The following is a 17283-nucleotide window of genomic DNA, read 5'->3' as shown; positions in this document are numbered from 1 at the left end:
CTGAAAACGTATTACTGCGCTTCTTCGCTTTCCAAGCCGTATTCCTGCGGAAACGTACGCATCGAGCTTTGCGTTACCGTTACCGCACCGTCTATCAGGGCGCAGCGGCCGCTGCCGGGCAGCAGGCGGCACAGGCTTTGCAGGGCGCGCAGGTCGTCTTCGGTGCTCACGCCGCTGTCGATGCGGTTGAGCAGACGGGCAAGCTGGAACGTGCCGCCCTTGCACGGCGGACATTGCCCGCACGAATTGGTGGCGAAAAATTCCACATACTCGGCCACTTTGCGCACCACGCTCGTGCCTTCCGAAATCACAATCATCGCGCCCGTACCCAAGCTGGAATGACGCGCGCGCACCGAAGCGAAGTCGAGCGGCACATCCAAATCGGCGGCGGTGAGCAACGTGTTGGAAGGGCCGCCGGTAAACACGGCCTTAAAGGCGCGGCCTTCGAGCATACCGCCGCCGTGCACGAAAATCAGATCGTGCAGGGTCGTGCCCATCGGCAGCTCGTAAAGGCCGGGGTTGAGCACGTCGCCCGAGAGCGAATAGAGCTTGGTGCCGGAAGCCTCGCCCTTGCCGAGATTGCGGTACCACTCGGCGCCGTTGCGCAGAATGTGCGGCACGTTGGCGAAGGTTTCGGTGTTGTTGATCAGCGTGGGCTGGCCGTCTACCCCGCTTTCAGCGGGATACGGTGGTTTGCGGCGCGGAAACGGGAATCCGCCGTCGAGCCAGGAAACCACGGCTGTTTCTTCGCCGCCGATATAGCGGCCCGACGTTTGCACCAGCTTCAAATGCACGGGCTTGCCGAGAAAGGATTCCAGCTTGCCCATCAGGCCGCTGCCCTGCCATTGCGTGATGGCGGCGGAAACGGCGGCGATGGATTCGGTTTGGTGCGGGTTGATATACAGCACCACATGGTTGGCGCCTACCGCGGCGGCGGCAATCAGCATGCCTTCGATTACCTGATGCGGCGTGTGCGCCAGCAGGTAGCGGTCTTTGAAAGTGCCGGGTTCGTCTTCGTTGCCGTTGCACACGATGTATTTGTCGCCCTTGGAGCCGGCGGCAGCCGCGGCGGCCTCCCATTTGCGCCATGAGGGGAAACCCGCGCCGCCCATGCCGGCAAGGTTGGCATCGCGCAAGGTGTTGATGATGTTGCCTGCGTTTGCCAATGCGGCCAGCAGCCCTTCGCCGCCGCCCACTTTAATCCACGCCTGCAAGTCGGCACCCACCGAGCGCGAAGGGTGCATCAATAAGGTGTTGGCTTCGCTCATTTCGCGCCCTCCTGAAGTCCTGCGTGTTCACGCAAATCGAATGTGCCGTAGTTGGGATAAAGCACCGGCGCCTTGGTTTCGCTTTTGATACCCGCGCGCGTTAATTCGCGTTGCAGGTTATACACATGGGCGAAACCGCCGCGCTTTTTCTGGAAGGGATGGTCGGAACGGACGATGCCTTTTGCCGCCGCCTCACCGGCACGGCGGCCGAAGCTGATGATGTCGAGCAGTGCGTTGCCCATCAGGCGGTTGCGGCCGTGGATGCCGCCGGTTACTTCGCCCGCACCATACAGGCCGGGAATGGAAGTGGCGCCGTTGCCGTCGATTTCCATGCCGCCGTTTTGGTAATGCAGGGTCGGGTGGATCAGCATGGGTTCGACGGCGGGGTCGATACCGCATTTGTGGGCAACGTGCGCGAGCGATACCAAGCGTTTGAGCACGTCGGGGTCTTTGGCAATCAGGCGCGGCGTATCCAAAAACACGCCCACCTGCTTGCCGCGCACCACGCCGCGGCCTTCGGCCACTTCGCGCAGAATCGCCGCCGCCACCACATCGCGCGGTTGCAGCTCGTCAACAAAACGTTCGCCCAAACCGTTCACCAAATGCGTGCCTGCCGAACGCACGGCTTCGGAAATCAGCACGCCCACCAAATGGGCAGGATAGGCCACGCCGGTCGGGTGGTATTGGAAGGAATCCATATCGCGCAGTTTCGCCCCCATGCGGTAGGCCATCACCAAACCGTCAGCGGTGGCGCCGTAGTGGTTGGAGGTGGCGAAACCCTGCAAGTGCAGGCGGCCGCTGCCGCCGGTAGCCAGAATCACTGCCTTGGCGTGCGCCACCAGCAGTTTGCGGCGTTCCAAATCGTATAAAACCGCGCCGACGCAATGGCCGTGTTCGTCGGACAACAACTCGACGGCCGGGCAGCGGTTGAGCTGGGTGATTCTGCGCTCCAACTCCACCGCTTCGCGCAGCACGCGCATCAGCTCGAGGCCGGTAAAGTCGCGGTAGCACAAGATGCGCGGAATCGCCGTGCCGCCCGCGCGTTTGCGTTGCAGGCGTTTGCTGTTGCCTTCGTCTTTCACCATATCGAAGTTCATGCCGATGCCGATCAGCCAGCGGATAACCGAAGGGCCGTCTGTAACCATTTGCGCAATCAGCTCTTTGTTGCCGGCATGGTGGCCACCTTTGAGGGTGTCTTCATAGTGCTGTTGCAGGCTGTCTTCTTCGCCGATGGCCGCCTGAATGCCGCCTTCTGCCATCACGGTGTTGCTGTCGCCGATGCGCAGTTTGTTGGCGATAATCACGGTGGCACCCGCTTCGGTGGCCGCCAGTGCCGCCGCTGCGCCTGCACCGCCGCCGCCGATTACCAACACATCGGTGTCAAGGTGTTCGGCACCGGCCAAGTCGAAATCATCAATCAACGGGCGGCTCAGCAGCAGCTTGGCCAATTCGGGATGGCAGTCGCTGCCTGCGTTGGCACCCACGGGCAGTTTCACCCGCGCATCGGTGCGGTAGTCGGGGTGGTAGCCGTTGAGCAGCATTTCTTTAGGCGGCAGATCGCCGCGCATTTCCAGTTTGGAATCGCGCAGCGCTTGCAGGGCCTGTTCGTAGGCAATGCCGTTTACGTTAGGGTTCATGGCTGCACCTCCCCGTCGGCGTGGATATCCACTTTCATCGCACCGCTGTTGATTTGCTGCAAACGGCGCATCAGATCAACCGGACGCAACGTGCGCGCGGCACGCATCCGGCGTGCAAACAGCCCCACGTGGTTGGGGCGGATGTTTTCCGGGCAGGCCAGCGTGCACAGGTTGCACATCACGCATTCGTCGAACGTGATGGTTGCGGCCGAAAAGTCGCCCGCCACCACTTGCGCCACGCCGATTTCCACCTGCAAGCCTTTCGGGCAGGCGCGGTTGCAGCCGCCGCAATGGCGGCAGTGGGCGGCTTCGGGGAAAAAGCGCGCGGTGTCATCGAGCCTGCTCCAGCCGTCGCCCATATCTTCCATATCGTAGTAGTGGACGTGTTCGGGCATGAAATAATCCATAAAACTCACCTGCATACCCTGCTCCACTTTGGTTTCGCAGCCCAATGCGGTGGTTACTTCGCGCTCGCCCTCCCTGCGCATCATGCAGCGGCACGAACCGCATACGCCCTGCCCCATGCAGCCCACGTTGGCCGTTAACACATGGCCTGAACGGGCATAGGCCTGAATAATGGAATGCTCGGGCGAAGCCTGTATCTCGCGCCCGTCGATAATCAGGCTCAAAGATTCTTCACTCATGTTTGTGTTCCTGTAATAAATTTTCATTTTTCTGCCATCCAAGCCCGCCGAACCGTGCGGTTTTAGCAGCGGCTTGCAGCATTTTGAAAATTCTTCTTATTAATCAACTATCGGTTGCGTAATTTTATTCCAATAAGAAACCGCACATCGGTATTTAAATGTGTTATTTGACTACAATCAAATGTATCCCGAGTAAGCACCCGCCCCGTTCAAATCAAGATTTTGTTTTATATAACGATAATACAATGTAATCAGATGTTGTCTTTTCAGACGGCCTGCCTGTCTGCCGTTGTTTCCGGCCCAATCCGTACCATTTTTCTGTAACTTTATAACCGGATTTTACTGCGCTAAATCAAGCGGAATAGACAAGCCCTGCTTGCTAACACAAATTAACATTACAAACCTGTATGCTTTAGCCGATAAAACCGGCCGTCTGAAAGCCCTGCGGCAAAGTTTCGGTAAAACAAACCCAAAAGGAACACAACCATGACCGTTATCAAACAGGAAGACTTTATCCAAAGCATCGCCGATGCCTTCCAATTCATCAGCTACTACCACCCCGTCGACTACATTCAAGCCCTATATAAAGCGTGGCAGAAAGAAGAAAACCCCGCCGCCAAAGACGCGATGACGCAGATTCTGGTTAACAGCCGCATGTGTGCCGAAGGCCACCGCCCCATCTGCCAAGACACCGGCATCGCCACCGTGTTTCTGAAAGTGGGCATGAACGTGCAATGGGATGCCGAATTGAGCGTGCAGGAAATGGTGAACGAAGGCGTGCGCCGCGCCTACACCCATCCCGACAACACCCTGCGCGCATCGGTTTTGGCCGACCCTGCCGGCAAGCGCACCAACACCAAAGACAACACCCCCGCCGTGGTGCATATGGAAATCGTGAAAGGCGACAAAATCGAAGTTACCTGCGCGGCCAAAGGCGGCGGCTCCGAAAACAAAACCAAAATGGCCATGCTCAACCCCTCCGACAGCATCGTCGACTGGGTAATCAAAACCATTCCGCAAATGGGTGCCGGCTGGTGTCCGCCCGGCATCTTGGGCATCGGCATCGGCGGCACACCCGAAAAAGCCGCCTTAATGGCTAAAGAAAGCCTGATGGGCCATGTTGATATTCAAGAACTGCAAGAAAAAGCCAAATCCGGCGCCGAACTTTCCACCACCGAAGCGCTGCGCCTCGAACTTTATGAAAAAGTGAACGCACTGGGCGTGGGCGCGCAAGGTTTGGGCGGCCTCACCACCGTGTTGGACGTAAAAATCCTCGACTACCCCACCCACGCCGCCTCCAAACCCGTGGCCATGATTCCCAACTGCGCCGCCACCCGCCACGTCGAATTCGAGCTGGACGGCACAGGCCCCGTGAAACTCGACCCGCCCAGCCTCGACGACTGGCCCGACATCACCTACAGCCCCGACAACGGCAAGCGCGTTGATGTAAACAACCTCACCAAAGAAGAAGTGGCCACCTGGAAAATGGGCGACGTGCTGCTCTTAAACGGCAAAATCTACACCGGCCGCGACGCCGCCCACAAACGCATGACCGATATGCTCAACAAAGGCGAGCAGCTGCCGGTGGATTTCACCAACAAGCTGATTTACTACGTCGGCCCCGTCGATCCCGTGCGCGACGAAGTGGTCGGCCCCGCCGGCCCCACCACCGCCACCCGCATGGACAAATTTACCCGCCAGATGCTCGAACAAACCGGCCTGTTGGGCATGATCGGCAAATCCGAACGCGGCGCCGAAGCCTGCAAAGCGATTGCCGACAACCAAGCCGTGTATCTGATGGCCGTGGGCGGTTCCGCCTACTTGGTTGCCAAAGCCATCAAAGCGGCCAAAGTGGTAGCTTTCCCCGAATTGGGCATGGAAGCGATTTACGAATTCGAAGTCAAAGATATGCCCGTTACCGTGGCCGTGGATTCCAGCGGCAAATCTGTGCACGCCATCGCGCCGAAACAATGGCAGGAAAAAATCGGCATTATTCCGGTAGAGGCATAACCGCCGTTTGTTCAACCGCATCATGTAATCAGGCCGTCTGAAAACTTTCAGACGGCCTTTATTCAACAATCCCGATAATCAGCGCGGCGCCACCATATCTTCCGGTTTCACCAATTCGTCGAACTCTTCGCTGCTCAACAAACCCAGCCCGATGGCGGTTTCGCGCAGCGATTTATCGTTTTTATAGGCGGTTTTCGCCACTTTGGCGGCGTTTTCATAACCGATCTTACGGTTTAACGCCGTTACCAACATCAGCGAATGGTGCAGGAAATAATCGATTTTTTCCGGCACAGGCTCGATACCCACGGCGCAATGTTCGTTGAAGCTGTTGCAGGCATCGCCCAGCAGACGCACGGATTGCAAAAGATTGTAGGCAATCACGGGCATATACACGTTCAGCTCGAAATTGCCCGACGCGCCCGCCATACCGATGGTAACGTCATTGCCGAACACCTGGCAGCACACCATGGTCATCGCTTCGCACTGGGTCGGGTTGACCTTGCCGGGCATGATGGACGAACCGGGTTCGTTTTCGGGGATTTTGATTTCGCCCAAACCGCAGCGCGGGCCGGATGCCAGCCAACGGATATCGTTGGCGATTTTGTTCAAACTGGCCGCCAGTGTTTTCAACGCACCCGAGGCATACACGCAGGCATCGCGGCCGGCCAAGGCTTCGAACTTGTTCGGCGCGGTAACAAACGGTAGCCCGGAAAGCGCGGACAGCTTGGCGGCGGCGGTTACCGCATAATCGGGGTGGCTGTTCAAACCCGTGCCGACGGCGGTGCCGCCCAAAGGCAGCTCATACAAACCTTGCAAGGCATCGTTCAGACGACCCAAGCCATGATCAAGCTGCGACACATAGCCTGAAAACTCCTGCCCCAAGGTAAGCGGCGTGGCATCTTGCAGGTGGGTGCGGCCGATTTTCACAATCGGCTCAAACGCTTTCGCCTTGGCAGCCAGCGTATCGCGCAGGGCGGTTACGGCCGGAATCAGCAGGCGGTTGATTTCGATGGCGGCCGCCACATGAATGGCGGTGGGAAAAGAATCGTTGGTGGATTGCGCGTGGTTCACATGATCGTTGGGGTGAACGGGTTGGTAGGCCGCCAAGCCCGTTCCCGCCAATTCGTTGGCGCGGTTGGCCAACACTTCGTTCATGTTCATATTCGACTGCGTACCCGAGCCGGTTTGCCACACCACCAGCGGAAACTGGCCGTCGAGCCTGCCGGCCAACACATCATCGGCGGCACGGGTAATCAAATCGGCCTGCTCGGGCTTGATGCGGCCAAGCTCGACATTGGCGGCGGCGGCGGCTTTTTTCACCAACGCCATGGCGTGAATCAAGGGCTTGGGCAGGGTTTCGCCGCCGATTTTGAAATTGTCGCGGCTGCGCTGGGTTTGCGCGCCCCAATAAGCATCGGCGGGCACTTCCACATTGCCCATCGTGTCGTGTTCGGTGCGGGTGGTCATTTTGTTTCTCCTATTTGTAAGTTAAACAAACGCAGATGTTTTATTATGGCACAAACCCAGAGTAAATGATAATTAAAATCAAATTTAGAGATTTGAATACTGCTGCAATGTCCGAAGGCCGTCTGAAATATTTTCAGACGGCCTGTTTGTTTGTAAAAAACCAATTCAAACCTGAAAACGTTTGTGTTTTGCCATTTCCGCCTGCGCGGGGCGAGCAGCGGACTTGCGAAGCTCATGACGGTGGTCGGGTATTTCAGACGGCCTAAGCAACTTGCAAAGGCCTTGGTCTGAGTCGGGCAGGTTTTGCAAAAGCACCGGAAACCGCTTTTACCACGGCGTTGCCGGGCGGCCGTCAAACCCGTTCCACCGCCACGGCCAAGCCCATGCCGCCGCCTACGCATAAGGTGGCAATGCCTTTGGCTTTGCCGCTGCGGTTCATTTCGTGCAGCAGCGTGACCAAAATACGGCAGCCCGATGCGCCGATGGGGTGGCCGAGCGCAATCGCGCCGCCGTTCACGTTCACTTTTTCAGACGGCAGCCCCAGCTGCTGCGCCACGCCCAAAGCCTGGGCTGCAAAGGCTTCGTTGGCTTCGAAGAGATCAACCTCGCCAATCTGCCAGGCGGCTTTTGCCAGCGTTTTCTGCACCGCGCCCACAGGCCCCAACCCCATGATTTCGGGGGCGATGCCGGTGGCGGCATAAGCGCGGATAACAGCCAGCGGTTTTAAGCCCAGTTCGGCGGCTTTATCGGCGCGCATCACCACCACGGCAGCGGCGCCGTCGTTGATGCCCGAGGCGTTGCCTGCGGTAACCGTGCCGTTTTGTTTAAATGCGGGGCGCAGTGCGGCCAGTTTTTCGGCGGTGCTGTCGGCTTTGATGTATTCGTCGGCAGCGACAACCAGCGGTTCGCCCTTGCGTTGCGGCACGGTTACGGGGGTGATTTCGGCGGCGAACCGGCCTTCGGCGCGGGCGGCGGCGGCCTTGTGTTGCGAGGCCAGGGCGAAAGCGTCTTGCACTTCGCGCGTGATGGCGAGCCGTTCGGCAATGTTTTCCGCCGTGATGCCCATGTGGTAGCCGTGATAGACGTCGGTGAGGCCGTCTGAAACCATGCTGTCGGTGAGTTTGGCATCGCCCATTTTCACGCCGCCGCGCATTTGGATAAAGTGCGGGCTTTGCGACATGGATTCCTGTCCGCCCGCAATCACGATTTCGGCATCGCCGCAGGCAATTGCCTGTGCGGCCATCTGCACGGCTTTCAGGCCGGAACCGCACACCACGTTGACGGTGGCAGCGGGGGTTTCCACGGGCAGGCCGGCCAGCAGCGCGGCTTGGCGGGCGGGGTTTTGCCCCACTCCGGCGGTGAGCACGTTGCCCATAATCACTTCGCTGATTTGTTCGGGTGCCAGTTTGGTTTCGGCCAACAGGTCTTTGATAACCGCCGCGCCCAGTTCGGGCGCGCGCAGGGCGGAAAGTGCGCCCGAAAAGCTGCCGATAGGGGTGCGCTTGGCGGCCACGATAACGATTTCTCGGTTCATGTTTTTCCTTTGCGGGATAAGGTTTTCAGACGGCCTCAAGATAGTTTTCAAAAGCTTCAGGCCGTCTGAAAGTTATTTCGGCAAAAACAGGTTACGGCAATACTTTCACGCCGGTTTGGTTTTGCAGTTCCTCAAAGCTCACGCCGTCGGCCAGCTCCACCAGTTTCAGGCCGTCTGAAGTTACATCAAGCACGCCCAAATCGGTGATGATGCGGTGCACCACTTTTTTGCCGGTAAGCGGCAGTTCGCATTGCGGTTTGATTTTGAACGCGCCGCCTTTGGCGGTGTGTTCCATCAGCACGATCACACGCTGCACGCCGGCCACCAAATCCATCGCGCCGCCCATGCCTTTGACCATTTTGCCCGGAATCATCCAGTTGGCCAGATCGCCTTGCTCCGACACTTCCATCGCGCCCAAAATCGCCAAGTTCACTTTGCCGCCGCGTATCATGGCAAACGATTGCGAGCTGGAAAAAAAGCTGGCGCCGGTGGCGGCGGTAACGGTTTGTTTGCCGGCATTGATCAAATCGGCGTCGATTTCGCTTTCGGTGGGAAACGCACCGATGCCGAGCAGGCCGTTTTCGGATTGCAGCATCACGTTGACACCGGCGGGAATATAGTTGGCCACCAGCGTGGGCAGACCGATGCCGAGGTTGACATAAAAGCCGTCTTGCAGTTCTTTTGCGGCGCGCTGCGCCATTTGTTCGCGTGTCCAAGCCATGTTATGCCTCTCTGACGGTGCGTTGTTCGATGCGTTTTTCGGGGTTGGCATTCACCACGATGCGGTGCACATAGATGCCGGGCAGGTGGATGTGGTCGGGATCAAGCGCGCCGGTTTCCACCAATTCTTCCACTTCAACGACGGTGATGCGGCCTGCGGTGGCCACGTCGGGGTTGAAGTTGCGCGCGGTTTTGCGGAACACCAGATTGCCGGTTGGGTCGGCCTTCCAAGCTTTCACCAGCGCCACATCGGCGGTGAGTGAGTGCTCCATTACATATTCTTTGCCGTTAAACTCGCGTGTTTCCTTGCCTTCGGCCACTAAGGTGCCGACGCCGGTTGCGGTGAAAAAAGCGGGAATGCCCGCGCCGCCCGCCCGCAGTTTTTCGGCCAGCGTGCCCTGCGGGGTAAGCTCCACCTCCAGCTCGCCCGATAAAAACTGGCGTTCGAATTCTTTGTTTTCGCCCACATAAGAGGCAATCATTTTTTTGATTTGACGGGTTTCGAGCAACAGGCCGAGTCCGAAACCGTCGACACCGGCGTTATTGCTGATGCAGGTTAGGCCGTTCACGCCGCTGTCGCGCAGGGCGGCGATCAGCGCCTCGGGAATGCCGCACAAGCCGAAGCCGCCTACGGCAACGGTTTGGCCGCTTGCCACCACGCCTTCAAGCGCGGCTTGGGCGCTGGGATAAACTTTGCTCATGGTTTTCTCCTGAATGTTTGTGTGTTTGTATATGCCTGTCTGAAAATTCTTCAGACAGGCATATCGCATGATTAGGCTGCGTCCGGCTGGTTTTCCGGTGCGGCGGCGGCAAATTCGGGCAGGCGCATACATTCGGCGTTGATGCGGCTGATTTCGGGATAGGCGCCCAAATCCACCTTGAACCGTTGGGCGTTATACACTTGCGGCACTAAGCAGCAGTCGGCCAGCGTGGGGGTGTCGCCGTGGCAGAAGCGGCCGGTTTGCGGCGATTGCAAGAGTTGTTCCAATGCGTCGAAGCCTTCGCTGATCCAATGGGCATACCAGGCGTTTTTTGCGGCTTCGTCGGCTTGCAGGTGGTTTTGCAGATATTGCAGCACGCGCAGGTTGTTGAGCGGGTGGATGTCGCAGGCCATCAGCTGTGCAATGGCGCGCACGCGGGCGCGTTCGGCGGCGGTGGCCGGCAGCAGCGGTGTTTCGGGATGGGTTTCTTCGAGGTATTCGATGATGGCGAGCGACTGGGTGAACACGCCTTCTTCCGTGGCCAGCGCGGGCACCAGCTTTTGCGGGTTTAAAGCTGCATACGCCGCGCTGCGCTGTTCGCCGCCATTTTTCAGCAAATGTACGAAATCCGTTTCGTGGGGTATTTTTTTCAGATTCAATGCAATCCGCACCCGATAAGAGGCGGAGCTGCGGAAATAAGAATACAGTTTCATGATGGTTCCTTTTTATTTCAATCAGGCCGTCTGAAAGGAAGCGCATTTCAGACGGCCTTTAACGGATTCCGCTTTAATAATTAAGATGTCTGCTCCTGCGGCAGCCGGCTGATGGTAAAGCCGGTGAAGCCGTAAATCAGGGTGAGGATCAGGCTTAAATAGCAGAAGAAGGCATAGGGCACATAATCCACCACCGGCACGCCGAGGATGCCGGCGAGAAACACGCCGTACACGCCCCACGGCACCAGCGGGTTAATCACCGTGCCCGAATCTTCGATGGTGCGGGCAAGGTTGCGCAGGTGCAGATTCAGGCGCTCATACAGCGGCTTGAAAGTGTTGCCGGTGAGCAGCAGGCTCAAATATTGTTCGCCGATTAAAAAATTGATGCCGAAGGCGGTGGCGGCAGCCGCAGCGGTGGCGCGGCCCACGCCGGTGAGCAGGTGGGTAACGCCGGCAAGCAAGGCGGGCAGCACGCCCAAACCTTGCAGCAGGCCGCCCAAACTCAAGGCGAGAATCACGATGGTTTGGCTGAAAAACATGCTTTCCATGCCGCCGCGCGACACCAGTTTGCCCACCGTGCCCAAATCCAGCCCTTCGGCCGGTTTGTAGCCGCTGAAAAACCAGCCGCCCAGTTGCCCCAGCGTGGGGCTGCTGTGGATATAGGTAACGGCAATGGCGGTGAAAATGGTGGCGATGATGGTGTAGATGGCGTTGACTTTGCGCACCGCCAGCACAATCAGCACCGCAAACGGCAACAGGGCATAGCCGTGCACGAGGCCGCTGGCCAAGAGTTGCTGCTGCATGGCGGCGATGTTCGACAAATCGGCGTCGGCCACGTTGCCGGTGAGCAGCCACAGAAAGATTGTGGTCAATATCCAGGCGGGAATGGTGGTGAACATCATGTTGCGGATGTGGTCGAACAGATCCACGCCCACAATCGAAGCGGCGATGGTGGTGGTGTCGGACAGAGGCGACATTTTGTCGCCGAAGAGTGCGCCCGAAACCACTGCGCCGGCCACGATGGCGGGGTTGGCATCAAACGCTTCGGCCATGCCCAAAAAGGCCACGCCGGCGGTGGCGCAGGTGGTGAAGCCGCTGCCCAGCGAAATGCCGATAACCGAGCAGAGCACAAACGCCGAAATATAGAAAAAATGCGGTGAAATCAGATCGAAACCGTAATACATCAGGGTGGGAATCGCGCCCGACATCATCAACGCCGCCACCAACAGGCCGATATAGAAAAACAGATAAATTGCACCGATGCCAGACACCACGCCTTCGGCCATACTCTTTTGCATCACATCGAAGCCCGCGCCTTTAAACCTGCCGTAGGCAAACAGGCCGCACATCACCAGCACGATCGAAATATGCGGCACCCAGCCGAAACCGATCATGGTGACGCCCATCACCGCCACAATCAATAGTGCGGTAAACAACGCCTCGCGCGGGCGCATGGTAATTAAAGGTTCGCTCATTTTCCTCATCCTTCGTGTGTTGTTAAACGGAACAGTTGTATCTTATCTTTTTTATATGCCGTGCGGAAAGTTGCCAGAAGGCCGTCTGAAAGCGAAGCCCGTGTTTTCAGACGGCCTTCGGGCCTGTTTTTAATACTGCGTGTTCACGCGGTTGATGATGGTGCCGAAAATATTGTTGCCGTTTGCATCGAGCATTTCCACCTCCACCACGTCGCCGTGATCCATAAACGGCGTTTGCGGCTTACCGCCCTCGATGGTTTCGTACATCCGCACTTCGGCCAAGCAGCAGTAACCCACGCCGCCGTGTTCCACCGACGAGCCGTAGAGGTCGTTTTGCTTGTTGGAAACGGTGCCCGAACCGACGATGGTGCCGGCTTCCGCATCGCGGGTTTTGGTGACGTGGGCGAGCAGTTGGCCGAAGTTGAAGGTCATGTCTTGGCCGGCGTTGGGGTAGCCGAACGGTTGGCCGTTCAGTTTCACACGCAGCGGCAGGTGTACTTTGCTGTCCCGCCAAGCATCACCCAATTCGTCGGGCGTTACCGCCACCGGGCTGAAGGCGCTGGCCGGTTTGCTTTGGAAAAAGCCGAAGCCTTTGGCCAATTCGTCGGGAATCAGGCCGCGCAGCGAAACGTCGTTCACCAGCATCACCAAACGGATGGCTTGGGCCGCCTCCTCGGGCGTGGCGCCCTGTTTCAAATCGCCGCTCACCACCGCCACTTCGGCTTCAAAATCAATGCCCCATTCGGGTTGGGCGAAAATCTCGTCGCGCGGGCCGATAAAGCTGTCGGAGCCGCCCTGATACATCAGGGGGTCGTGGTAAAACGAAGCGGGCACTTCGGAATGGCGCGCCTTGCGCACCAATTCCACATGGTTCAGATAGGCCGAACCGTCCGCCCATTGGTAGGCGCGCGGCAGCGGCGAATGGCATTGCCCGGGATCAAACGGTTCGCCTTTGCCGCCATTGGCGTTCAATTCGTCGTATAAGGCTTTCAGACGGCCTTGAGCCTGATCCCAATCGTCCAAAGCCTCTTGCAGGGTGAAAATTTCAGGCAGCGCATAACGGCTCAAATCGCGGCTCACCACCGCCAAACGGCCGTCGCGCCCGCCTTGTTTCAATGTGGCTAATTTCATATTGAATCCTGTTTGTTTATTTTGTTAGGTTTTCAGACGGCCTGAACGCCTGTCTGAACACAATCGGTTAAGGTGAAAACGTTTTCACACTTCCGGCGGCTCGGTGCCGTCGTGTATCCAGCGGGCATGCTGCGGGGCGCGTTTGGTTTCGGCCCATTCGTTGAGCATTGCCCATTTCACCTTATCCAGCGCACGGCTCATTTTCGGCGTGGTAACGTCGCAGGCCAATTCGAGGCGGTGGCCGTTGGGGTCGAAGAAATAAATCGAGTGAAACAGTGTGTGGTTAACCGGGCCCAGCACGTCCACGCCGCCGGCAATCAGCCGCTCTTTGGTTTGCAGCAGCGTTTCTATGCTGTCCACTTTCAAAGCCAGATGCTGCGTCCACAGCGGCGTGTTGGGATCGCGCCCCATTTCCGGTTGGGTGGGCAATTCGAAAAAGGCCAGAATATTGCCGCCGCCGAGGTCCAGAAAAATATGCATATAAGGATCAGGCTCGCCGGTTGAGGGCACTTTGTTTTCGGCAATCGCCAACACAAAGTCCATATCCAGATGCTTTTGATACCACTCAACGGTTTCTTTGGCATCTTTGCAGCGGTAGGCCACATGGTGCACGCCTTGAAGTAAAGCCATGATGTTGCTCCTTTGCTTTCGGCGTTTCAGACGGCCTGCCCGGTTTGCAGGCCGTCTGAAAAACGCATTTTTTGTTTTTATACTTCCAACGCACCGCGGCGGATTTGGTCGCGCTCCAGCGATTCGAACAAAGCCTTGAAATTGCCTTCGCCGAAGCCCTCGCGGTAGTCGCCCTTGCGCTGGATAAACTCGAAAAACACCGACCCCAGCAAGGTTTCGGAAAAAATTTGCAAAAGCAGGCGCGGCTGGCCGCCTTCGGTGGTGCCGTCCAGCAGAATGCCGCGCGATTGCAACTCGGCCACCGGTTCGCCGTGGCCGGGCAGGCGCTCTTCGAGCATTTCGTAATAAGTGTCTTTCGGGGCGGTCATCAGCGGAATGCCGGCGGCGCGCAATTGATCAATGGTGGCGGGCAAATCGTCGCTCAACAGCGCAATGTGCTGGATGCCTTCGCCGCCGAACTGCATCAGGTATTCTTCAATCTGGCCGCCGCCCTGCTTGGCTTCTTCGTTGAGCGGAATGCGGATTAAACCGTCGGGCGCGGTCATCGCGCGGCTGGTGAGGCCGGTGTATTCGCCTTTGATGTCGAAATAGCGGATTTCTTGGAAATTAAACAGTTTTTCGTAGAACTTGGCCCAATAATCCATGCGGCCGCGGTAAACGTTGTGGGTGAGATGGTCAACGATTTTCAGGCCGTAACCGAAGGGTTTGCGCTCTACATCGGGCAGAAACTCGAAATCGATGTCGTAAATCGACCGGCCTTCTTCAAAGCGGTCGATCAGATAGAGCGGCGCACCGCCGATGCCCTTGATGGCGGGCAGGCGCAGCTCCATCACCGAAGTGGGGATGTCGATGGGTTTCGCGCCCAATTGCAGCGCACGCTGGTAAGCCTGATGCGCATCACGCACGCGAAAAGCCATGCCGCAGGCGCAAGGTCCGTGCTCGGCGGCAAAATAAGCCGCTTCGCTTTTCGGCTCGCGGTTCACGATAAAATTAATCTCGCCCTGGCGGTAGAGCAGCACGTCTTTCGAGCGGTGGCGCGCCACCAATGAGAAGCCCATTTTTTCAAACAAAGGCTCCAAAACATCCGGCTCGGGCGAAGCGAATTCCACAAACTCGAAACCGCACAGGCCCATGGGGTTGTCGAATAAATCAGCCATCGTTATTTCTCCGTAGATTGTTGTCGGTTTCAGCGGCGGCAAAGTATGCCGTTTGAACCTTGCAAGAAATTTTTGTATTCCAGCAATCGGAACTTGCCATCATAATAAAATGGCCGCGATTTGTGAGACAATCAGTTTTTTATGATTGATTTATCGGAAAAGGCGATGAATATCACATTGCGCCAACTCAAGGCTTTCATCACCGTGGCTGACTGCGGCAGCTTTACCCGTGCCGCCGAAGCCCTTAACCTGACCCAGTCGGCACTCAGCGGCCTGATTAAAGAGCTTGAACAGAATTTGGAAGTGAAATTGTTCGACCGCACCACCCGCCAACTGCATTTGTCGGAAGCGGGCAGCCTCCTGCTGCCGCAGGCTCAGCGCATTTTCAACGAAGTGGCCCTGCTCGATACCGAAGTGCGCCACCTGAAAAATCTCAGGCAGGGTCAGGTGAAGATTGCCGTATCGCAGCAGCTGGCCGCTTCCGCCATGCCCTCGCTGATTGCGGCGTTCAACCGCGAATACCCCGATATCCGCGTCGGTTTGATTGATTGCAGCGTCGAGCAAGTGTTGCAGCGCGTGGAAGACAACGAAGCCGATTTCGGCATCGGCCCGGAGCGCAGCCACGGCAGCGACATCGAATCGGAATTATTGTGCACGCTGCCTTTTTATCTGGTGATGCCGCCCGGCCACCGCTTGGCCGGTCAGGCCGATGTTACTTGGGCGGATTTGGCGGGCGAAACCCTGATTACGCTCAGCGGCCCGTTCACCGACCGCTTGGCCGCCGGGCTTTCGGCCGATGCGGCAAGTTATATTCTGCACCCCGCCCACCGTGTGAATTTTCTTTCCACCGCGCTGGGTATGGTAAAAGCAGGGTTGGGCATCACGTTCTGCCTGCCTTACGCCGCCGACTGGGTTCGCCAGCACGGGCTGGAGATGCGGCTGTTAAACCGGCCGCAGGCCGAGCGGCGCTTTTATCTTTACCGGCGCCGCCACCGTTCGCTCTCAGCAGCGGCGCAAACCCTCAGCAACTTTGTGGCCGCTTATGCCGAAACGGCATTTTAAGGCGTGTAGCCGGAATGCTTGCGAAGCGGTTTTCCGCAGAAGCAGAGGGCAAAACCACCGCCCGCGCCGCCGCCCGACTGTCCGTTTCGGTCGCTCGGCAAAAAACAGTTTGAAAACACGCCGAAAAATGATAGTGTTCCAAGCATTGTGGCGGCATCGTGCCAACCCGTGCCGCCTTTTTTGCCAGATTACCGTAATGCTTTCACCGCAAAGGCCAAAACCATGCTGAAAACCCTATTGAAACCCGTTGCGCTGCTAACCGTTCTGCTCGGCAGCGCACTGCCCGTTTCTGCCGAAACACTTCATTACAATGTGGTCGAGTTTTCCGAAAGCGCCAGCGTCGAGCTTCTGCGTGACACCATGACGGCGCGCTTGCGCGTGCATGAAGAAGGCCGCAACCGCGAAACCGTGAGCGGCAATTTCGTGAAAAAACTCAACAACGTTACCCGCAAAGCCTCGGCTTCGCCGTTTAAATCCGAATTGCTGCACCGCAGCGCTTCGCCCCGCTACGAATACGACAGCAAAGGCAAGCGCACGCAAACCGGCTGGGAAGAGCAGGCGGTGGTGCAGGTGGAAAGCAAAAACTTCGAAGCCCTGAACAAGCTGATTGCCGAGAGCCAAAACGATGCCAATCTGGAAAGCCTCACGTTCAAGGTGTCGAAACAAAACCGCCAAGACGCTTTGGACGAAGTGAGCAAAGCCGCTTTAACCCGCTTTAAAGACCGCGCCGCCTCGCTCACCAAAGCCATGGGGTTCCGCAACTATAAAATCGTGCGTTTGGACTTCGGCCAAATCGGCAACCGCTCGATCGACAACGGCGTACAAATGATGCGCGCCGCCAAAGCCGCAACCGCCGAATCCGCCCCCGTGCCGGAGCACACCAGCCCGGGTACGGAGGAAGTCAGCATCACCGTGCGCGGCACAATACAGATGTAGTGATTGCAATGTTTTCAGACGGCCTTATATGTAGGAAATGGTCGGGTTGTTTACACAACAGGTTGGGAATGAAGCCTGTAAAACCTCAAAAGGGGTGTCGCCTTTCAGGCTCTTGTGGGGCTTGACGGTGTTATAAAAGTTAACAAAACGACATAACTCTTTTTGCCGGTGTGCCGAATCCTTAAACGGATGCTTGTC

The 17283-nt window shown here is 57.5% G+C and carries 16 protein-coding genes; 3 read left to right on the top strand and 13 right to left on the bottom strand.

Annotated features, from left to right (window positions below):
• Positions 1 to 11: 11 nt before the first annotated feature.
• The 3 genes from NQ012_RS08650 to NQ012_RS08640 are packed head-to-tail and all read right to left on the bottom strand — an operon-like array spanning position 12 to position 3549.
• Entirely contained in the window at positions 12 to 1268 is a 1257-nt protein-coding gene (locus NQ012_RS08650; protein ID WP_257067209.1) for a complex I 51 kDa subunit family protein, read from the bottom strand.
• Positions 1265 to 2905, bottom strand: coding sequence for an FAD-binding protein (locus NQ012_RS08645; protein WP_257067208.1), 1641 nt, complete (start codon positions 2903 to 2905; stop codon positions 1265 to 1267). The genes NQ012_RS08650 and NQ012_RS08645 overlap by 4 nt, the downstream gene beginning before the upstream one ends.
• The gene (locus NQ012_RS08640) at positions 2902 to 3549 is read right to left on the bottom strand and encodes a 4Fe-4S dicluster domain-containing protein (protein WP_257067207.1); all 648 of its coding nucleotides are present in this window, start codon (positions 3547 to 3549) and stop codon (positions 2902 to 2904) included. Before NQ012_RS08640 ends, NQ012_RS08645 begins: the two co-directional genes overlap by 4 nt.
• Positions 3550 to 4035: 486 nt before the next feature.
• Between NQ012_RS08640 and NQ012_RS08635 the strand changes: the two genes are divergently transcribed.
• On the top strand, positions 4036 to 5559 hold the full coding sequence (locus NQ012_RS08635) for a fumarate hydratase (RefSeq protein WP_257067206.1): 1524 nt from the start codon (positions 4036 to 4038) through the stop codon (positions 5557 to 5559).
• Positions 5560 to 5637: 78 nt separating this feature from the next.
• Here NQ012_RS08635 and fumC read toward each other — a convergent pair whose 3' ends face one another.
• From fumC to hppD, 9 genes are all read right to left on the bottom strand, one after another.
• Positions 5638 to 7026: a class II fumarate hydratase gene (fumC, locus tag NQ012_RS08630; protein WP_257067205.1), complete on the bottom strand. Its 1389-nt coding sequence runs from the start codon at positions 7024 to 7026 to the stop codon at positions 5638 to 5640.
• A gap of 352 nt (positions 7027 to 7378) precedes the next feature.
• On the bottom strand, positions 7379 to 8560 hold the full coding sequence (locus tag NQ012_RS08625; RefSeq protein WP_257067204.1) for an acetyl-CoA C-acetyltransferase: 1182 nt from the start codon (positions 8558 to 8560) through the stop codon (positions 7379 to 7381).
• Positions 8561 to 8651: 91 nt separating this feature from the next.
• A complete protein-coding gene (locus tag NQ012_RS08620) occupies positions 8652 to 9281 on the bottom strand; it encodes a 3-oxoacid CoA-transferase subunit B (protein WP_257067203.1) in 630 nt (209 codons plus the stop codon).
• 1 nt (position 9282) lies between these two features.
• Positions 9283 to 9981, bottom strand: a complete 699-nt coding sequence (locus NQ012_RS08615) for a CoA transferase subunit A (protein ID WP_257067202.1) — start codon at positions 9979 to 9981, stop codon at positions 9283 to 9285.
• A 71-nt stretch (positions 9982 to 10052) separates the two neighbouring features.
• On the bottom strand, positions 10053 to 10694 hold the full coding sequence (maiA, locus tag NQ012_RS08610) for a maleylacetoacetate isomerase (RefSeq protein ID WP_257067201.1): 642 nt from the start codon (positions 10692 to 10694) through the stop codon (positions 10053 to 10055).
• 80 nt (positions 10695 to 10774) lie between these two features.
• The gene (gene nhaC, locus NQ012_RS08605; protein ID WP_257067200.1) at positions 10775 to 12169 is read right to left on the bottom strand and encodes a Na+/H+ antiporter NhaC; all 1395 of its coding nucleotides are present in this window, start codon (positions 12167 to 12169) and stop codon (positions 10775 to 10777) included.
• Positions 12170 to 12298: 129 nt separating this feature from the next.
• Positions 12299 to 13300 (bottom strand): fumarylacetoacetate hydrolase family protein, encoded by a 1002-nt coding sequence (locus NQ012_RS08600; protein WP_257067199.1) that lies wholly within the window; start codon positions 13298 to 13300, stop codon positions 12299 to 12301.
• A gap of 84 nt (positions 13301 to 13384) precedes the next feature.
• The gene (locus NQ012_RS08595) at positions 13385 to 13930 is read right to left on the bottom strand and encodes a VOC family protein (protein WP_257067198.1); all 546 of its coding nucleotides are present in this window, start codon (positions 13928 to 13930) and stop codon (positions 13385 to 13387) included.
• 77 nt (positions 13931 to 14007) lie between these two features.
• Positions 14008 to 15087, bottom strand: a complete 1080-nt coding sequence (gene hppD / locus NQ012_RS08590; protein ID WP_257067197.1) for a 4-hydroxyphenylpyruvate dioxygenase — start codon at positions 15085 to 15087, stop codon at positions 14008 to 14010.
• A gap of 165 nt (positions 15088 to 15252) precedes the next feature.
• Here hppD and NQ012_RS08585 point away from each other — a divergent pair, with 165 nt between their 5' ends.
• Together NQ012_RS08585 and NQ012_RS08580 are read left to right on the top strand one after the other, a co-directional pair.
• Entirely contained in the window at positions 15253 to 16149 is an 897-nt protein-coding gene (locus tag NQ012_RS08585) for a LysR family transcriptional regulator (RefSeq protein ID WP_257067196.1), read from the top strand.
• Positions 16150 to 16371: 222 nt separating this feature from the next.
• A complete protein-coding gene (locus NQ012_RS08580; RefSeq protein WP_257067195.1) occupies positions 16372 to 17085 on the top strand; it encodes an SIMPL domain-containing protein in 714 nt (237 codons plus the stop codon).
• A 24-nt stretch (positions 17086 to 17109) separates the two neighbouring features.
• Here the strand turns inward: NQ012_RS08580 and NQ012_RS08575 are convergent.
• A partial coding sequence (locus tag NQ012_RS08575; RefSeq protein ID WP_257067269.1) for an integrase core domain-containing protein occupies positions 17110 to 17283 on the bottom strand: 174 nt, incomplete at its 5' end.

It is taken from the genome of Neisseria dentiae (assembly GCF_024580525.1).
In the GTDB taxonomy this organism is placed as follows: domain Bacteria; phylum Pseudomonadota; class Gammaproteobacteria; order Burkholderiales; family Neisseriaceae; genus Neisseria; species Neisseria dentiae_A.
The sequence above is the reverse complement of the archived record's forward strand: the minus strand, read 5'-3'. Positions and strand labels throughout refer to the sequence as shown.